Raw genomic sequence first — 17,066 nt, 5'->3', positions numbered from 1 at the left:
ATTTATGAAATAAATGAGTGCGCCGCTGTTTTTCGGCCGTTTGGCGGAATGGTTTTGGCGCCCGCGCAACCGAACGGCGGTAAAAACGGAAAGGCCGGGTAAAAACCCGGCCCGGCTGAAGGTTACAACAAAATCTAAACCTGCTTATGAGAAGACTTAAGATTCAAGGATCAGATGGAAAGGTATACCAAGGAATCGTCCTTGCTTTCCAATTGGGATGCGCCCATCAGAAACTCGTCCACTTTTCTTGCACACTCTCGTCCTTCACTAATGGCCCATACCACGAGGGATTGGCCACGGCGCATGTCGCCGGCAGCAAATACTTTCGGGATGGATGTCTGATATGCTTTTTCGGTGGCTTTGACGTTGCCGCGCTCGTCCGTTTCGATGGAGAGGTCTTCCAGCATGCCTTTGAATTGGGGATGGAGGAAGCCCATAGCCAGGAACGCGAGTTCGCAGGGAACGGTCCTTTCAGATCCGGCCACTTCCACGAAGCGCCCGGGGCGGCCGTCTTCACCGAAAGACCAGGTAAGGTCCACCAGTTTGAGGCCGGTAAGATTGCCTTTATCGTCACCGACGAATTCTTTAGTTGCGATGGCCCAGTGGCGGTCGGCGCCTTCTTCGTGGGACGACGACGTTTTGAGGACCATCGGGTAAGTAGGCCAGGGCATGTACGGGGTACGGTCTGCCGAGGGTTTGGGCATTAATTCCAGCTGCGTGATGCTTTTGGCGCCATGGCGGTTGGAAGTGCCTACGCAGTCGGACCCGGTATCTCCACCGCCGATCACTACTACGTTTTTACCGGTGGCGAGGATGTCGTTGCCTTGTACTTTGGATTTGCCTACGCGTTGGTTCTGTTGTTTCAGGAAGTCCATGGCGAAATGAACGCCGTTGAGCTCCCGGCCCGGGATGGTGAGGTCGCGGGGGATGGTAGACCCGCCGGCCAGCACAACCGCGTTGAATTCGCGGAGGATGTCGTTGATACTAACGTTCACACCCACGTTCGCATTGCATTGGAACGTTACGCCTTCTTCTTCCATGAGGGCCACGCGGCGGTCTATCACCCATTTCTCCAGTTTGAAGTCGGGGATGCCGTAGCGGAGGAGGCCTCCGGGCTTATCGTCGCGCTCGAAAACGGTTACCAGGTGCCCGGCGTAGTTGAGTTGCGCTGCTGCGGCGAGGCCTGCGGGGCCGGAGCCGATCACGGCAACTTTTTTGCCGGTGCGCACGCGGGGGACTTTGGCTTTTACCAGTCCTTTATCGAATGCGATTTCAATGATATGTTTTTCGATTTCCTCGATGGCCACGGGCGGCTGGTTGATGCCGAGCACGCAGGCGCTTTCGCACGGCGCGGGACAGATACGGCCGGTGAATTCGGGGAAGTTGTTGGTGGAAGTGAGCACTTCGTACGCTTCCTGCCAGTCTTTGCGGTACACCGCATCGTTGAATTCGGGGATGACGTTGCCGAGAGGGCATCCGCTGTGGCAGAAGGGCACGCCGCAGTTCATGCAGCGGGCGGCCTGCTCGTTGAGCTTCTTCTCGGGGAATCGCTCTACGAATTCGTTATAATGTTTCACGCGGGATTTCACGTCTGCCTTTCCGGGCAACTCCCTTGTAAATTCCAGAAATCCTGTTGGTTTACCCATATCTGTCTCTGCTTGGTCGCTTAGATAATTAGTTAGTTACGCTTTGCTTTTCACGCCTTTGGTGGCGGCAGCCTTCAGGGCGGCCTTGTATTCTTTCGGGAATACTTTCACGAAATGGCGGAGCTGATTTTCCCAGTCGCTGAGGATGAATTTGGCCACTGTGCTGTTGGTGTACGCATGATGCTTGGTGATCAGGTCGTGCAGCTGTGCGGCATCTTCTTCGCCGAGCGGGTCGAGGTCGATCATTTCCGGGTTGCATTGTCCGGCGAAAGCGCCTTTCACGTCGTACACGAAGGCGAGACCGCCGCTCATGCCCGCGCCGAAGTTGCGGCCCGTTTCACCGAGGATCACTGCGCGGCCGCCGGTCATGTATTCGCAGCCGTGGTCGCCCGTTCCTTCGGTTACTACCGTGGCGCCGGAGTTACGAACGCAGAAGCGTTCGCCGGCTTTTCCGCGGATGAAGGCTTCGCCGGAAGTTGCGCCGTAAAGGGCCACGTTACCTGCGATGATGTTCTCCTCCGCCTTGAATCCTGCTTCCGTAGACGGATAAAGGATCAGTTTGGCGCCGGAGAGGCCTTTGCCGAAGTAGTCGTTGGCTTCGCCTTCCAGTTCGAGCGTCACGCCTTTGGTATTGAAGGCGCCGAAGCTCTGGCCGGCGGAACCGTTGAATTTGAAATGGATCGTGTCTTCCGGAAGCCCTTCGCTCTTGTAGCGTTTGGATATTTCGTTGGACAGGATCGTGCCAATGGTACGATCGGTATTTTTCACCTTATAAGTGCCGAAAACGCGGGTTTTGCTTTCCAGCGCGTCTTTGGAAGCCTTGAGCAGCTGCCAGTCGAGTACTTCGGCCAGGCCGTGGTCTTGCTCTTCCTGTTTGTACAGGCCGGTTTCGTCGGAAGCCGGTTCGCGGTACAGCACGGGAGAAAGGTCGAGGTTTTTGAATTTCCAATGAGAGATGTTGTCGCGCACTTTCAGCACTTCCACCTGTCCCACCATTTCCTGCACCGTACGGAAGCCCAGCTCGGCCATGATTTCGCGGAATTCGGCCACGAGGAAGTGGAAGAAGTTCACCACGGCTTCAACGGTACCGTTAAAGCGTTTGCGCAGATCGGGATCTTGCGTGGCAACGCCTACGGGGCAAGTGTTCAGATGGCATTTACGCATCATGATACAGCCTTCCACCACGAGGGCGGCTGTAGCCACGCCCCATTCTTCGGCACCCAGCAGGGTGGCGATGGCGATGTCGCGGCCGGTTTTGAGCTGACCGTCTGTCTGCACCACAACGCGGCTGCGGAGTTTGTTGCGGACGAGGGTTTGATGCGTTTCCGCCAGCCCCAGTTCCCAGGGAAGCCCGGCGTGTTTGATGGAGCTGATGGGGGAGGCGCCGGTACCGCCGTCGTGGCCGGATACCAGGATCACGTCGGCATGTGCTTTCGCAACACCTGCGGCGATGGTGCCCACACCGGCTTTCGACACGAGCTTCACGCTGATGCGGGCCGCGCGGTTGGCGTTTTTCAGGTCAAAGATCAGCTGCGCCAGATCTTCGATCGAATAAATATCGTGGTGCGGCGGCGGCGAAATGAGGCCTACTCCGGGCGTGGCGTGGCGGACCTTCCCGATCCACTCGTCCACTTTATGACCGGGCAGCTGGCCGCCCTCACCGGGCTTCGCGCCTTGCGCCATTTTGATTTGCAGTTCGTCGGCATTGGTCAGGTAGTAGCTCGTAACGCCGAAACGTGCAGACGCAACCTGTTTGATGGCCGAGCGCATGGAGTCGCCGTTGGGCAGCGGCTCGTAACGCATTTCGTCTTCCCCGCCCTCGCCGGTATTGCTTTTCGCGCCGATGCGGTTCATGGCTATCGCCAGGGTGGAGTGGGCTTCGTGGCTGATGGAGCCGAAGCTCATCGCGCCGGTGGCGAAGCGTTTGAGGATGCTTTCCGCAGATTCCACTTCTTCGATGGGCACCGGGTTGCGGTTCCGTTTGAAAGTGAACATGCTCCGCAGCGTGGCGGCTTTCTCGCTCTGGTCGTTTACGGCTTTCGAGTATTTCTTGAAGATGTTGTAATCGTTCTGGCGGGTAGAATATTGCAGCAGGTGGATGGTGGTGGGATTGAAAAGGTGGAATTCGCCTTTCCGTTTCCATTGGTACACACCGCCCGTGGTGAGGCGCTGTACCGGGGTTTCCTTGCGGCCGTAACCCATCCAGTGCTTCGCCAGCGTTTCCTGCGCGATCTCGTCCAGCCCCAGCCCCTGAATGCGGGACACAGCGCCGGTAAAATATTTATCTACGACGGATTTGTTGATGCCGAGGATCTCGAAGATCTGGGCGCCCTGGTAAGACTGCAGTGTGGAAATCCCCATTTTGGAGAACACTTTCAGCAAACCTTCACAAACCGCTTTGATGTAGTTCTTTTTCAGTTTGTCCACATCCAGCTCCGTCTGCAATTTGCCGCGCAGCCGCAGGTCGCGGATGGTGGAAAGGGCGAGGTACGGGTTGATGGCGGTGGCGCCGAAGCCGAGGAGCGCAGCGAAATGATGTACTTCCCAAACATCGCCGGCTTCCACAACGATACCTACCTGGCCGCGGTAACCCTTGCGGATGAGGTGGTGATGCACCGCGGAAACGGCCATGAGGCTCGGGATCGCAGCGTGCTCGGAATCGATGGCGCGGTCGGAAAGGATGATCACTTCAAAGCCGTCTTCCACAGCGTCTACCGCATAACGGCAGAGGCGGGCGAGGCCTTTTTCAAGGGAGCCGGGCTTGCCGTCGGCCTTGAAATAAGTATGTAAAGTCTTGGCCTGGAAAATACCGGTGTCGATGCTGCGGATCTTTTCCAGTTCGTAGTTGTTCAATACCGGGTGCGGCAGCGCCACGGAGTGGCAGTGCAGCGGATCTTCATCGAGCAGGTTGCCGTTGTTGCCGAGGAAGGTAGCCAGCGACATAACCAGTCTTTCCCGGATAGGATCGATGGGCGGGTTGGTCACCTGGGCGAACAACTGTTTGAAGTAGCTGCTGATGTGCTGTGGCTGATCGCTCAGAATAGCCAGCGGAACGTCTGTGCCCATGGAACCGATGGGCTCTTTGCCGTCGATCGCCATCGGGGAGATGATCGTTTCCATGTCTTCGGTGCTGTAACCGAAAGCGCGCTGGTATTTGAAGATCTGGTCGTGCTCGAGGTGCGTGAAAGTTACGCGGGGCTCGGGCAATTCATCCAGCCGGATCTTGTATTTATTAAGCCATTCGGCGTAGGGCTGTGCGGAGCAGATAGACTGCTTCAGCTCTTCGTCGCCGATGATGCGGCCCTGGTCCATGTCTACGATGAACATTTTACCGGGCTGCAGGCGGCCTTTTTCTTTCACGTTTTTCGGATCGATGGGGAGCACGCCGGCTTCGGAGGCCATGATCACGCGATCGTCTTTCGTCACTACGAAGCGGGAGGGGCGGAGCCCGTTCCGGTCGAGGGTGGCGCCGATGATCTTGCCGTCGGTGAAGGAGATCGACGCGGGGCCGTCCCAGGGTTCCATGAGCGACGCGTGGTATTCGTAGAAAGCTTTCTTCACGGGGTCCATTCTGTCGTTGCCGTCCCACGCTTCGGGGATGAGCATCATCATGACGTGGGGGAGCGAGCGGCCGGTGAGGTTCAGCAGTTCCACCACGTTATCGAGGCAGGCGGAGTCGGATTGCCCTTCGTCCACGATGGGCGAGAGCATTTCCATTTCCTCTTTGGTGAAATATTTGGTCAGGAAGGAACTTTCGCCGGCGCGGAGCCAGTTGAGGTTGCCTTTCAGGGTGTTGATCTCACCATTGTGGGCGATAAAACGGAAGGGATGCGCGAGCTTCCAGCTGGGGAAGGTGTTGGTGGCGAAACGGCTGTGGATGAGGCCGAACGCGGAAACCATGCGCTCGTCGCGAAGGTCCGGATAATAATGGCCAACCTGGTAAGTGGTGAGCTGACCTTTATATACGACTGTTTTATGGGAGAAGGACGCGAAATAGATTTCGGCCTTTTCTTTCGGGATGGAGCAACGTACCGTTTTGGTGATATAGTTGCGGAGCACGAACAGTTTACGTTCAAATTCTTCCGGATCGGAGATGTGATACGGGCAGGCGATGAACAGTTGTTCGATTTCGGGTTCTACGGATAGGGCGGTTTCGCCGATGCCGTCTGGCCGAACGGGAACTTTACGGTAACCGAGGATTTCGAGGCCCACTTTTTCCGCGCAGCGTTGAATGATCTCGCGGCACTCTTCGCGCCAGCGGGGTTCTTTGGGGAAGAAAACCATCCCTACACCGTATTTTCCGGCATCCGGGAGGCGGATGCCCATTTTGAGGCATTCGGCATACAAGAATTCATGCGGCATCTGGATCATGATACCCGCACCGTCGCCGGTGGTGCGCTCGCACCCGCAGGCGCCGCGGTGTTCCATGTTTTCCAGCATGGTTAACGCGTCGCGGATGATCTGGTGTGATTTCCGACCCTTGATGTGGGCGGTAAAGCCCGTACCACACGCATCGTGCTCAAATTCCGGACGATATAAACCTTGTTCTTGGCTCACAATTCGCATTGGCTGTTAAAATTTTCCTTTTTATCCTTATCAGATACACTACGCCCACAGGCAACAAAGCCCTGGCTCAGGTACCGTATTTTGCTTTGGGAACGGTTTAAAGATACTAATAGAATGCGGTTTATTTTACAGAAAGTTTGATTAAACCGCTAAAATTTAGAAAAAATTAAAATCGGCCGCCGCTTCATTCGAAAATCATGAAAATTGACCCCCGGGTGAGGGCAGGATGGGGTATAAAAAAGGCCGGGAATTTTCCCGGCCGTGAATAAGTTGTGAAAAAACTATCATTTTCAGGGCGCAAATTCGAATTTCACCGACCCATTCACCATTTCCACCCGCATCGGATCACTGATCATGCTTTCATTGTGCATACGGTCCAGCGCGGTAACGATATAAATATAGGAGCGCCCTTTAATATATTGACGGTCCATGAAAACGGGGTCCGGCATCTGCGGCACCATTGCGATGATCTTCGTCGGGTCGCTCACATTGATCACCTGGCCCTCCTCGAACCGGTATAATACATATTGATGCGTCTGGTGCGAAGTGTCGTCGTCCGCCCAACGGATCTCCAGCCCGCCGTCTTTCTCGAAAGCGTCCGTGAAATAGGGCGCCAGCGGCGCCTTATCGTCTATCCAGGGCATCGTGGGCACCAACGCCGGGTATTTATACAAGTGGTTGCGCAGGGAGTCGTTGATACCGAACGGGTTACCGTCGAACGAGCGGCTGCTGAAAAACGCGCTCCCATGAATATTGCTGTAAGCCCGCGTAGCCGCGATCTGGTTGGGCAATTCCCGCGGGTTCCGCCATGCGGCGCTGCTCCCCAGCCGGTAAGCCCCGTGGCCGATATACATATGCCGGCCGTAGGCGTGCTTCGACCACCAGTCTACCAGCACTTCATACGCCACCAGCCGGTGCCCGAACTCCCAGTACAGCTGCGGCGTGAGGTAATCGATCCAGCCGAGGCGCTGCCATTTGATAACATCGGCATACAGATCGTCGTAATTCGTGACGCCCGCGCGGGTAGGGGAACCGGAGAAATCCTTCTCCTGGTTGCGCCAAACACCGAATGGACTGATCCCGAACTTCACCCAGGGCTTGGTTTCCTTGATAACGCTGCTGAGCATCTGGATGATGGTATCTACGTTGAAGCGCCGCCATTCGTCGAGCCCCATGCCTTTGCCATACAGCCGCCAGGAGCTGATATCGGGGAAATCTTTCCCGGGAATGCGGTAAGGGTAAAAGTAATCGTCGAAATGAACGGCGTCGATATCGTAGCGTTTCACTACGTCGCGGATGAGCTCGGTGACGTAGGAGCGGACTTCCGGGATGCCCGGGTCGAAATATTTTTTGTCGCCGTACGTCACGAACCACTGTGGCCGGGTGCGGGTGATATGATTGGCGGCGATGCTGCTGCCGCGGATGTTGGCTACGGCGCGATAGGGGTTGAACCAGGCATGGAATTCCATTCCACGTTTATGCGTTTCCGTGATCATGAATTCCAGCGGATCGTAATACGGGATGGGCGGTTGGCCTTGTTTTCCGGTGAGGTATTCGCTCCAGGGCTCGTAAGGGGAAGGATAGAACGCATCCGCCGCAGGCCGCACCTGCAGGATGATGGCGTTCATCCCGTTCCGCTGGTGAAAATCCAGCAGCTCGATAAATTCAGCGCGCTGCTGATCGGGCGGCAACCCTTTCCGCGAGGGCCAGTCGATGTTTGCTATCGTTGATATCCATACCGCCCTGAACTCCCGTTTGGGGGGCTGCTGCGCCTTTGCGGGATGCAGAAAGCTGCCGCACAGTAGTAGTCCGGTCAATAAGTGCTTCACCATTTCCTGTTTCGGTTTACCGTAAACTGCGAAAATAAAGTTCCGAAGGTCAAATGCCAAATGCGGACAGGATTTGTATTTTGTAAATAGAATCCACGCCCATGAAAACGCTCATCATTCCCATATGTTTATTTTTCAACTGTATTTGCGGAAAAGCATACCCACAGTCCAAACTTCCGGCCAAAGCCGCCGCGCCAACGTTGGAACAGGCCGCGCAGGATTTGTTTTTCGACCTGGGGAAGGAAAAATTGGCGAAGATGACCGCTCCGTTCGACGGGGAACAGCGGACCGAGTGGCATTTCGTGCCGAAAGACCGCTTCGGCCTGCGGCTGAAAGACATGACGCAAACCCAGCAGGAGAAGGCCTTTGCGCTGGTGAACCTTTGCCTGAGCAAAGACGGCGCCCGCAAAGCGAAAGGCGTGGTGGAGCTGGAAGCCATCTTACGGGAAGTGGAAGGCCGCGCCATCAACGATACTTACCGCGACACGGGGAATTTCTACTTCGCCGTGTTCGGAAGCCCTTTCGCCGGCAAGCCCTGGGGCCTGCGGATGGAGGGGCATCACGTGTCCCTCAACTTTACCATCCTCAATAACCACGTGCTGTCTGCCGGCCCGGGGTTCCTCGGCGCCAATCCCGCGCGGGTGGCGGATGGTCCGCATAAAGGCCATCAATTGCTGAAAGGGGAAACCGACCTGGCGTTCACGCTCGTCAACGGGCTCGACGAAAAACAGCGTAAAACCGCCATGGTAGCGGAAAAGGCGCCGTCAGACATTATTACCGGCAACAAGCGCCGCGCCTGGCAGCTCGATCCGCCGGGGATCGGTTGGGCATCGCTGCATCCTGCGCAGCAGCGGCAGCTCCGCACGCTGATCGATGAGTATATTGGCCGGTATACGCGGCTGATGAAGGATATTTTGTGGAAAGAGATCGAAACGGCGGGGATGGACAGTATCCGTTTCGCCTGGGCGGGCGCTACCAGCTGGGGCCAGGGCCATTATTACCGCATCCAGGGGCCAACGTTCCTCATCGAATACGACAATACGCAGAACAATGCGAACCACGTGCATTCGGTGTTCCGGGAACTGAAAAACGATTTCGGGGACGATGCGCTCAAGCGCCACTACGACACCGATCACCGGTGATATTCAATGGATTGTGTTGAGGGAATAGGGTGCCCGGTTGTTCTGAAAAGACAGGAACGGCAGGGTGGAATTTGCCTTAAAATGAAGCCTGCGGCGGATTTTACACTTTCCGGCCGAGGTACTGGCTGTAATCCGGGAGGATGACGTTGTATTCCTGGTGCATCAACGGGGAGGTCATGAGGAAATCCGCCGAAGCCCGGTTGGAGGCCATGGGGATGTTCCAGACCACGCCCAGCCGTAGCAGGGCTTTGATGTCGGGGTCATGGGGCAGGGCCTCCATGGGGTCCCAGAAAAAGATGATCACGTCTATCCGCCCTTCGGCAACGGCCGCACCGATCTGCTGATCGCCGCCCAGCGGGCCGCTGAGGAGCTTACGCACGGAAACGTCGAGCGCTTCTTCGATGAGCTTGCCGGTGGTGCCGGTGGCGTACAGCTCGTGGCGCACGAGCACCGTTTTGTTGTACGTCGCCCATTCCAGCAGTTCCGCTTTTTTGTGATCGTGCGCGATCAGTGCAATCCGCTTGCGGGCATGCAGGGTTTTAGTCTGTAACATATTGCAAAAATATACCTGTTTCCCGAGACTCCAAGTTAGGGCGGGCATTCTCGCCAAATTATGTTAATTTTGCAGGAGATAAAATTGGACTAATAATGATCAAAACAGGAAATCCCATCATCAGTATCTATACGGAAATGACGCCGAATCCGGAAACGATGAAGTTTGTGGCGAACAAGCTCCTGTATCCGAATAAATCCATCGATTTCCCCGATGCGGCCAGCACCGGCCCGAGCCCGCTCGCAGCCGAGCTTTTCACTTTCCCCTTCATCCGCGGCGTATTCATAGCCAGCAATTTCGTGACGCTGACCAAAACCAACGATACCGATTGGGCAGACGTGATCCCCACCATCCGCCAGTTCCTCAAGGAATACCTGGAAGATAACCGTGCGGTGATCAATGAAGACGAGATCAAAGCGGCCCCCGTAATGAGCGGAGACGACAGCGATGTGGTTACCCGCATCAAAGACCTCCTGGAAAACGCCGTGAAACCCGCCGTGGAAATGGACGGTGGCGCCATCCAGTTCAAAAATTACGAAGATGGTGTGGTTACCGTGATCCTGCAGGGTTCCTGCTCCGGTTGCCCGTCGTCCATGATCACCCTCAAATCCGGCATCGAAGGCATCATGAAACGCATGATCCCCGAAGTGAAGGAAGTGGTGGCCGAATCCGAATAAGCCATAGTTGAATGAATGATAGTGTTAAAGCGCAGTTTTCATAACTGCGCTTTTTTCGTTTTGTTGTGTAGCTTTGGTGCTTTGCAACAAAACAGTGAACGATGAAAGGAATTCTATTCGGATGCGCGATGGTGCTGACTTCGGCAACCGTATCCGCGCAACAGACCGAGGCCGTGGTCACCTACGGCTTCCGCAATAACGGGAAAGAATCCCGCGGCGAACAAACCCTACTGATCCAGGGGAAACGCGCTGCTGTTGGGGCTTCTGGCAGACAAACGGAACAACAGTTCCTCAGTTATGCAGACAAAGCCACCTTCCAGCTGCTGCAATCCAAAAACGGGACTTTCACCCTGAAGAAACCCTTCGGCGAATACATCAAGCCCGAGCTCCTCCCGGGAATAGACACCGTAGCCGGCATCCCCTGTAAAAAAGCCAAAGCCATCATCCGGTCAAACACCATCGAAATCTGGTACACCGACGCGCTGGCCATCAAAGGGTCGCCGCAGATCTCCATCGCGCCGGGACTGGGCCTCATTCTCAAAATCGTCCGCAACGGCAACAGCGAAACCTTCGCCAAAAAGATCGAATATAGAAAAGTGACGAACGAAGAGCTGAAATGGCCCGCCTCCTGGGGCAAACTCGTGTCTGAGCCCGCGTACCAGCGCCAGGTGATCGACAGCCGGTATGCCATCGTTCCCATCTTCCAAAGCGAACAGATCAGCTGGGGCAACAAGATCGATAACCCGCAAGGCTATCCGCTCAATGCCACCTATCATTTCGCCGGCGGCACCGTGGTGCTGAAAAAAGTGAACCTTCCCGAAGTGAAATCCGGCCAGCGGCTCTTTGCCGAACTGGTGCAATATTCGAACGGAGATGCGTATGACCGTACGGGTTCCGTGTTCGTGGTGCCGACAGACAAGGCCCGCAGTTTCCTCGAAGGGCTGGAAAAAGGCGCAAACGTGCTGCCCGCTTTCAAAGGCCGGAACGGAAAAGCTTACCAGGGCTACGTTTCCACAGACGATTACAATGCGCCGCTGGAAGTGATGCGCTTCTTCACACCGTTCGGGGTCCGTCATTTCAATAAGCAGGTACAGATCGAAGGGTATCCCTGGGCGGATTCCGCGGTTTTCAAACAAGACATTTCCGACCTGGCGCCCCGCCTGCAGGGCGATGTGTATATCGGCATCTACATCGGGAACTACGATAAAGGCGGTCATAAGGCCAGTCTTTCATTCAAATATTATCCCGGGTACGACGGCGAAGGCAAGCCCGAGCCGAAGAAATGGGTGCAGCCGGTCTTCAATTCCACCAACGTCATGGAAATGGCGGGACAGGAATACGCGACCTTCTTCGACCAGGATTCGCTGACAGTGACGGTGAACGTTCCGCAGGGCGTGAAAAACCTCAAGCTGCGCTACATCACCACCGGCCATGGCGGCTGGGGCGGCGGAGACGAGTTCAATCCCAAGCTTAACGAGATTTATGTGGACGGCCAGCGTGCATACCACTTCATTCCCTGGAGGGAAGATTGCGCCACCTATCGCCTGCTGAACCCGGCTTCGGGGAATTTCGGGAACGGCCTTTCCTCTTCCGACTTGAGCAGAAGCAACTGGTGCCCCGGAACGCTGACGCTGCCGACTGACATTCCACTGCCGCAGCTCACGCCCGGGAAACATACCATCCAGGTGACGATCCCGCTTGGCAAGCCCGAAGGCGGAAGTTTCAGTTTCTGGAATGTGTCCGGCGTATTGATCGGCGATCAGGAATAACTACTTTTACAGTAAGGGCCGCCGGCTTGGCGGCCTTTTTTATTTTATATATGGACGGATTTATTCAGCAGGTGATAGACGGATTTCTGCAGATGTCGTGGCAGGAAGCTACCGGTGTGATCTTCGGGATCGTGAGCGTGTTTTGTTCGCGGGCCAATAGTGTGTGGGTGTATCCGACGGGGCTCGTCAGCACGGGGTTTTTCACTTACCTGTTCGCGAAACCCGGCGTGGGCTTGTATGCCGAAGCCGGGTTGAACGCGTATTATTTCGTCATGAGCGTGTACGGCTGGTATAATTGGACGCGGCAGAAAGACGGGCACCATGCGGTAGGGATTTCGTGGATGAGCCGCCGCGACTGGCAGATCGCGCTGGGGATTGTTGTGGTGGGATGGGTTTTCATCTGGTGGGTGTTGCGGTCTTTTACCGACAGTACGGTACCGATCCTGGATGCGCTCGTGTCGGCCACGGCCTGGAGCGGGATGTGGCTGCTGGCGAAGCGGAAGATCGAAAACTGGGTGATGCTGAACGTTTCGAATTTCATCGCGGTGCCGTTGCTGCTGTATAAAGGGCTTGCGCCGACTGCTGTATTAACCGTAATTTTGTTCATCGTGGCCGTCAATGGATATTTCCACTGGCGCCGTATCTACCGGGAACAACTAAACGAACAGGCGTGAAGAGAATCGTAGTCATCGGTCCGGAATCCACGGGCAAAAGTACCCTCAGCCAGCAATTGGCGGCCTTCTACAAAACGGAGTGGGTCCCCGAGTTCGCACGGGCCTACCTCGAATCGCTGGGCCGGCCGTACGAAAGGGAAGACCTCTGGCACATCGCGCAGGGGCAGCTCGCAGCGGAAGACGAAGCCGCCGCCCGCGGGAGGGATTTCATCGTCTGCGACACCGATCTCTATGTCATCAAAGTCTGGAGCGAAGCGAAGTACGGAGAATGCGACCCGCGCATTCTCGAACAGATCGCCGTCCGGAAATACCACGGCTACCTGCTCACTTATATCGATATCCCCTGGGAAGACGATCCCCTCCGCGAGCACCCCCTCCCGGAAGAACGGCTGTATTATTATAATATCTACCGCGATATCGTCATCAATTCGGAGGTGCCCTGGGCCGATGTCCGCGGCGATCATAACCAGCGCCTCGAAACAGCGGTGGAAGCGGTGCGTGGGATGATCGGCTGATAAATATAATATTGAATTTGGGCTGTTTAAGCATCTCTATAGAAATTCCCCTGCATGAAAAAGATCTCGCTTCAGCTGTTATCCCTGTTATTCACTTCGGTTTGCTTCGCGCAGGAAGCTGACCGCATAAGTGAAATGCGGACTTATAACGGGATGTTATATGCTCCCGATGACATGCGCGCCCTTCAACGAATATCCGATTCCCTCCAATTGCGCTACCAGCATTGCGAAAAAAAGCCGGAATATTATTCCTGGCCGCAGGCCCGCGCCACTTCGCTGACTTTCAGAACCGTAAAGCGACCCGATTCCATCCAGTCAGATATTCATTCCGGTATCGGGATGGATGTGCTGCTACGGAAATATGGAAAATTATTGAAGGGAGCACCGAAAACCGAAGCGGTTGCGTGGGTAGGGACGAAGAAAAATAAACACGTTTTTCAGATCAGCAGCCAGGGTATCCAGGATATATATGTAGACAGCGCATCATTGTCGGCGGGAAATGCAGGGAGGAAGGGAAGCTGGCTAACGAATATCACGGAAGGGTTTTCCGTTAAAGGAAGGTATTATGAAATAAATGCCTGGCAGTTAACGGAAGATCTGCGCTCCATAAAGCTGGCTGGCGAATACGCCGCGATGGTCCAGTTTGTGGATTGCCTGGTGGATACTTCTACTACTGTGATGGTCACGGATAGGGAACGGCTGTTCGTTAATACAGATACGCTGTACCCCGAATTCCGTGGCTGGATGAAGAAAACATTCGGCGCTACGGTAGATTTGATGGACATGAGCGGGCAGTTGCGGGATAGCATCTGGGCGCTGCCGGCTTTCCGCGAAGAGCTGCTGGCAAGGTCGGAACAGGTCGCGAAGGAAGCGCTCGCGACAATAAACAGCACCCCTGAGCTGGAGGCGTTTCTCGAACCGGGCGGAAATGCGGAGCTGATCATGAACTTGAAACGATCGCGGGTGGTGTGGGGAATGTGCAGTATGGATAGCCGTCCGCGCGAACATGCGAGAGACATCGCCGTGTGGGCCGCCCGCGCGCATGATTGGCCGGTGTTTATCCGCGCACATCTTAATATAATGAACGATCGCTTCGATCGGGTGAGCGATGGCAGCTATGCACAAGTGGGAAGAAAAACGTACCTCCGCGAGTTGGAACAGCTGTCGATTCCTTCTTCCACCTTGCTGTTGGGGAGTATTTTCCGGTTCCAGATGCCAGCACCGCTCCATTATTACGGTGCTCCCGGAAGGATTGGCCGTGCTTTCGCGGAGTCCGCCGAACGGAAAATCATCGAAAAGGCACTCATCCGGATGATGAAAGACCCGGAATTGGATGATGCGAACCGTATGATGATATTTCTCACCTTTTCTGCGTACTGCTATAACCAACCGGATAAGAAATCCGCCGAAACCCTTGCTAACAGGCTTTCTGGCGATTTGACACAATTTCCTGAAATTTTAAAAATACCGATTTTAGAATTAGGGGAAGAAATACACAAATACGGTATTGCGGCCGATTAAGGCTATTTATCGGCTTCTTTCGAAGATAATTTAACCGCTTTCGGCTCCGTGATCAGCTCGGCGATGTCGGGGTCTCCCGCGAGGTTGCGCATTTGCTGGAGGATGCGTTTCTGTCGCCAGGCGGTGATGCGGGCGGGGGGATTCACCGTGTATTTGACGGGGTTGGGGAGGCATGCGGCGATCATGGCGGCTTCTTCGCGGTTCAGGTTGGCCGCTGGTTTTTTGTAATATACCTGCGCAGCGGCCTCCACACCGAAGATGCCTTCACCGGTTTCGGCCACGTTGAGGTACATTTCCAGGATGCGCTTCTTGCTCCAGCACAGTTCGATCATGAAAGTGAAGTAAACTTCCAGCCCTTTGCGCACCCAACTCCGGCCCTGCCAGAGGAAAACGTTTTTGGCGACCTGTTGGCTGATGGTGGAGGCGCCGCGGATCTTTTTGCTTTTCTGGTTATGCTTGAGGGCTTTTTCGATGGATTTGAAATCGAAACCGTCATGATCGGGGAACAACTGGTCTTCGCTGGCGATAACGGCCAGTTTGACATGTTGCGACATTTCGCCGAGGTCCACATAATCGCGATGAAAAGATTTATCGGAACCGATGAGGGAAAACCAGCTGCCGATCATGGTCATGGTGACGGGCGGGTTCACCCATCGGAGCATGACGATGTATAACAGTTGTGCCACAAAGAGAATAAGAAAAACCCTTTTGATGATTTTCCATGTTCTCGGGACGATTCCTTTTAATTTCATCCGGTTTGATTTCGAAACAGGGCGGAAAGTTAGCAAGATTATGGATACGGTTGTAATTTACCCGCCAACATTGATCCGCGAAAGATTGTTAATAATAAAAAGGAAGGCCCATGAGACTAGAACTGCATCCGCAAAATCCGAATCCCCGGAACCTGAAAACGATCATCGAATGCCTCCGGGACGGAGGAGTGGTGATTTATCCGACAGACACGGTGTATGGCATGGGCTGCGACATTTTCAAGCCCGAAGCGGTGGAGCGGATTGCGCGGATCAAGGGGATCGACCCTAAAAAATCGCATTTTTCCTTCATCTGTTACGACCTGAGCCATCTTACGGATTATACCAAAAGTGTGGACACGCCGCTGTTCCGTATCCTGAAGCGGGCGTTACCGGGGCCGTATACCTTCATTCTGCCGGCCAGCAAACAGGTGCCGAAGCTCCTGAAAACGAAGCGCGACACCGTCGGTATCCGCGTTCCAGACAATCTTATTTGCCGGACGCTGGTGAAAGAACTGGGGAACCCGGTGATGAGTGCGTCGTTGCCCATCGACGAGTACGTCGAAGAATATACCGATCCCGAAATCATCCACGACAAATTCGGCAAGCTGGTGGATATTGTGGTGGATGGCGGCCCTGGCGGCGTGCTGATGTCTACCGTGGTAGACTGTACCGGCCCGGAGCCGATGGTGGTGCGCGAGGGCGCGGGGGATTGGGAAACCGTTAGCTGACGCGCGATCTCCGATTTTCGGAGAAATTCCCGGTAAAATAAATCGCTGTAAAAAAGTTTCGTATTTCGGCAATCGCGTTATTGCACGAAACGAACTTCCATTGACTGTTGACCCGTACAAAATAATTCCGCGCGGCGGAAATCAATTTGATTTTGAGAGCGAAGGCGAGCACGGCTTCATCCGTAAAAGGGTGGAGTTTAACCGATTAAAGCCGGACGAATTCAATGTTGGCTTTGGCGATTTAGATGCTGAAGGAACGTTGGATGATCTTAAGGAATCCAACAACGGAGATCTGCTGAAGGTCTTTGCAACCATCATCAAGGTGATGGAGGATTTTTTGGAGATTTACCCGAAGGCCAGTCTGCTGTTTACGGGGAGTACACAGCAAAGAACGCGTATTTATTCGATGATCCTTAAAAGGTATTTCCCACGGTTTTCAAGAAAATATGAGATAACGGTATTGAATAATATGAGTGCGCTCAACTTTGAACTACCGTATGATCCGGAAAAGGAAATACCAGTTGCGACATTTAGAATACGAAAAAAAGTAAAGGATGAACAAGAGAGCTGAAAAATCAGTAAAGAAAAAGGGATTGCCTCTGGACGTAGTCATGTTGGCCAGGGCCTATGGGATTCAAACTTCGTTTCCCAAAAGAGTGGCTTACATCATGAAAGTGCTCAGATGTGTGGAAAG

At 54.6% G+C, this 17,066-nt stretch carries 13 protein-coding genes; 8 read left to right on the top strand and 5 right to left on the bottom strand.

The window, feature by feature from the left end; translation table 11 throughout:
• Positions 1-170 precede the first annotated feature (170 nt).
• From WJU22_RS04430 to WJU22_RS04420, 3 genes are all read right to left on the bottom strand, one after another.
• Positions 171-1,646, bottom strand: a complete 1,476-nt coding sequence (locus tag WJU22_RS04430) for a glutamate synthase subunit beta (RefSeq protein WP_341842057.1) — start codon at positions 1,644-1,646, stop codon at positions 171-173.
• 36 nt (positions 1,647-1,682) lie between these two features.
• The gene (gltB, locus tag WJU22_RS04425; RefSeq protein ID WP_341842056.1) at positions 1,683-6,212 is read right to left on the bottom strand and encodes a glutamate synthase large subunit; all 4,530 of its coding nucleotides are present in this window, start codon (positions 6,210-6,212) and stop codon (positions 1,683-1,685) included.
• 290 nt (positions 6,213-6,502) lie between these two features.
• Positions 6,503-8,044, bottom strand: coding sequence for a glycoside hydrolase family 10 protein (locus WJU22_RS04420; RefSeq protein ID WP_341842055.1), 1,542 nt, complete (start codon positions 8,042-8,044; stop codon positions 6,503-6,505).
• A gap of 98 nt (positions 8,045-8,142) precedes the next feature.
• Between WJU22_RS04420 and WJU22_RS04415 the strand changes: the two genes are divergently transcribed.
• Entirely contained in the window at positions 8,143-9,183 is a 1,041-nt protein-coding gene (locus WJU22_RS04415; RefSeq protein WP_341842054.1) for a DUF3500 domain-containing protein, read from the top strand.
• Between the two features lie 100 nt (positions 9,184-9,283).
• Here the strand turns inward: WJU22_RS04415 and WJU22_RS04410 are convergent, their stop codons facing one another.
• Positions 9,284-9,736: a methylglyoxal synthase gene (locus WJU22_RS04410; RefSeq protein ID WP_341842053.1), complete on the bottom strand. Its 453-nt coding sequence runs from the start codon at positions 9,734-9,736 to the stop codon at positions 9,284-9,286.
• A 95-nt stretch (positions 9,737-9,831) separates the two neighbouring features.
• Between WJU22_RS04410 and WJU22_RS04405 the strand changes: the two genes are divergently transcribed.
• The 5 genes from WJU22_RS04405 to WJU22_RS04385 all read left to right on the top strand — a co-directional run bounded on the left by WJU22_RS04405 (position 9,832) and on the right by WJU22_RS04385 (position 14,892).
• Positions 9,832-10,413, top strand: coding sequence for a NifU family protein (locus WJU22_RS04405; protein WP_341842052.1), 582 nt, complete (start codon positions 9,832-9,834; stop codon positions 10,411-10,413).
• A gap of 101 nt (positions 10,414-10,514) precedes the next feature.
• Positions 10,515-12,182 carry a PNGase F N-terminal domain-containing protein gene (locus tag WJU22_RS04400; protein ID WP_341842051.1) on the top strand — a complete coding sequence of 556 codons (1,668 nt, stop codon included), beginning with the start codon at positions 10,515-10,517 and terminating at the stop codon, positions 12,180-12,182.
• Positions 12,183-12,232: 50 nt separating this feature from the next.
• The gene (gene pnuC / locus WJU22_RS04395) at positions 12,233-12,856 is read left to right on the top strand and encodes a nicotinamide riboside transporter PnuC (protein ID WP_341842050.1); all 624 of its coding nucleotides are present in this window, start codon (positions 12,233-12,235) and stop codon (positions 12,854-12,856) included.
• Positions 12,853-13,371: an ATP-binding protein gene (locus tag WJU22_RS04390; protein WP_341842049.1), complete on the top strand. Its 519-nt coding sequence runs from the start codon at positions 12,853-12,855 to the stop codon at positions 13,369-13,371. The genes pnuC and WJU22_RS04390 overlap by 4 nt, the downstream gene beginning before the upstream one ends.
• A gap of 210 nt (positions 13,372-13,581) precedes the next feature.
• A complete protein-coding gene (locus tag WJU22_RS04385) occupies positions 13,582-14,892 on the top strand; it encodes a hypothetical protein (RefSeq protein ID WP_341842048.1) in 1,311 nt (436 codons plus the stop codon).
• A 2-nt stretch (positions 14,893-14,894) separates the two neighbouring features.
• On the opposite strand, the gene mtgA is transcribed toward WJU22_RS04385, so the two are convergent.
• Positions 14,895-15,578, bottom strand: a complete 684-nt coding sequence (gene mtgA, locus WJU22_RS04380) for a monofunctional biosynthetic peptidoglycan transglycosylase (protein WP_341842047.1) — start codon at positions 15,576-15,578, stop codon at positions 14,895-14,897.
• A 176-nt stretch (positions 15,579-15,754) separates the two neighbouring features.
• Between mtgA and WJU22_RS04375 the strand changes: the two genes are divergently transcribed.
• Both WJU22_RS04375 and WJU22_RS04370 read left to right on the top strand, forming a co-directional pair.
• The gene (locus WJU22_RS04375) at positions 15,755-16,372 is read left to right on the top strand and encodes an L-threonylcarbamoyladenylate synthase (RefSeq protein ID WP_126248496.1); all 618 of its coding nucleotides are present in this window, start codon (positions 15,755-15,757) and stop codon (positions 16,370-16,372) included.
• A 100-nt stretch (positions 16,373-16,472) separates the two neighbouring features.
• The gene (locus WJU22_RS04370; protein WP_341842046.1) at positions 16,473-16,943 is read left to right on the top strand and encodes a DUF6934 family protein; all 471 of its coding nucleotides are present in this window, start codon (positions 16,473-16,475) and stop codon (positions 16,941-16,943) included.
• Positions 16,944-17,066: the final 123 nt, after the last annotated feature.

Origin of the sequence: Chitinophaga caseinilytica, assembly GCF_038396765.1 — a bacterium.
Lineage (GTDB): Bacteria > Bacteroidota > Bacteroidia > Chitinophagales > Chitinophagaceae > Chitinophaga > Chitinophaga caseinilytica.
Note: the sequence above shows the minus strand (reverse complement) of the source record. Positions and strands in the feature narration are given on the sequence as shown.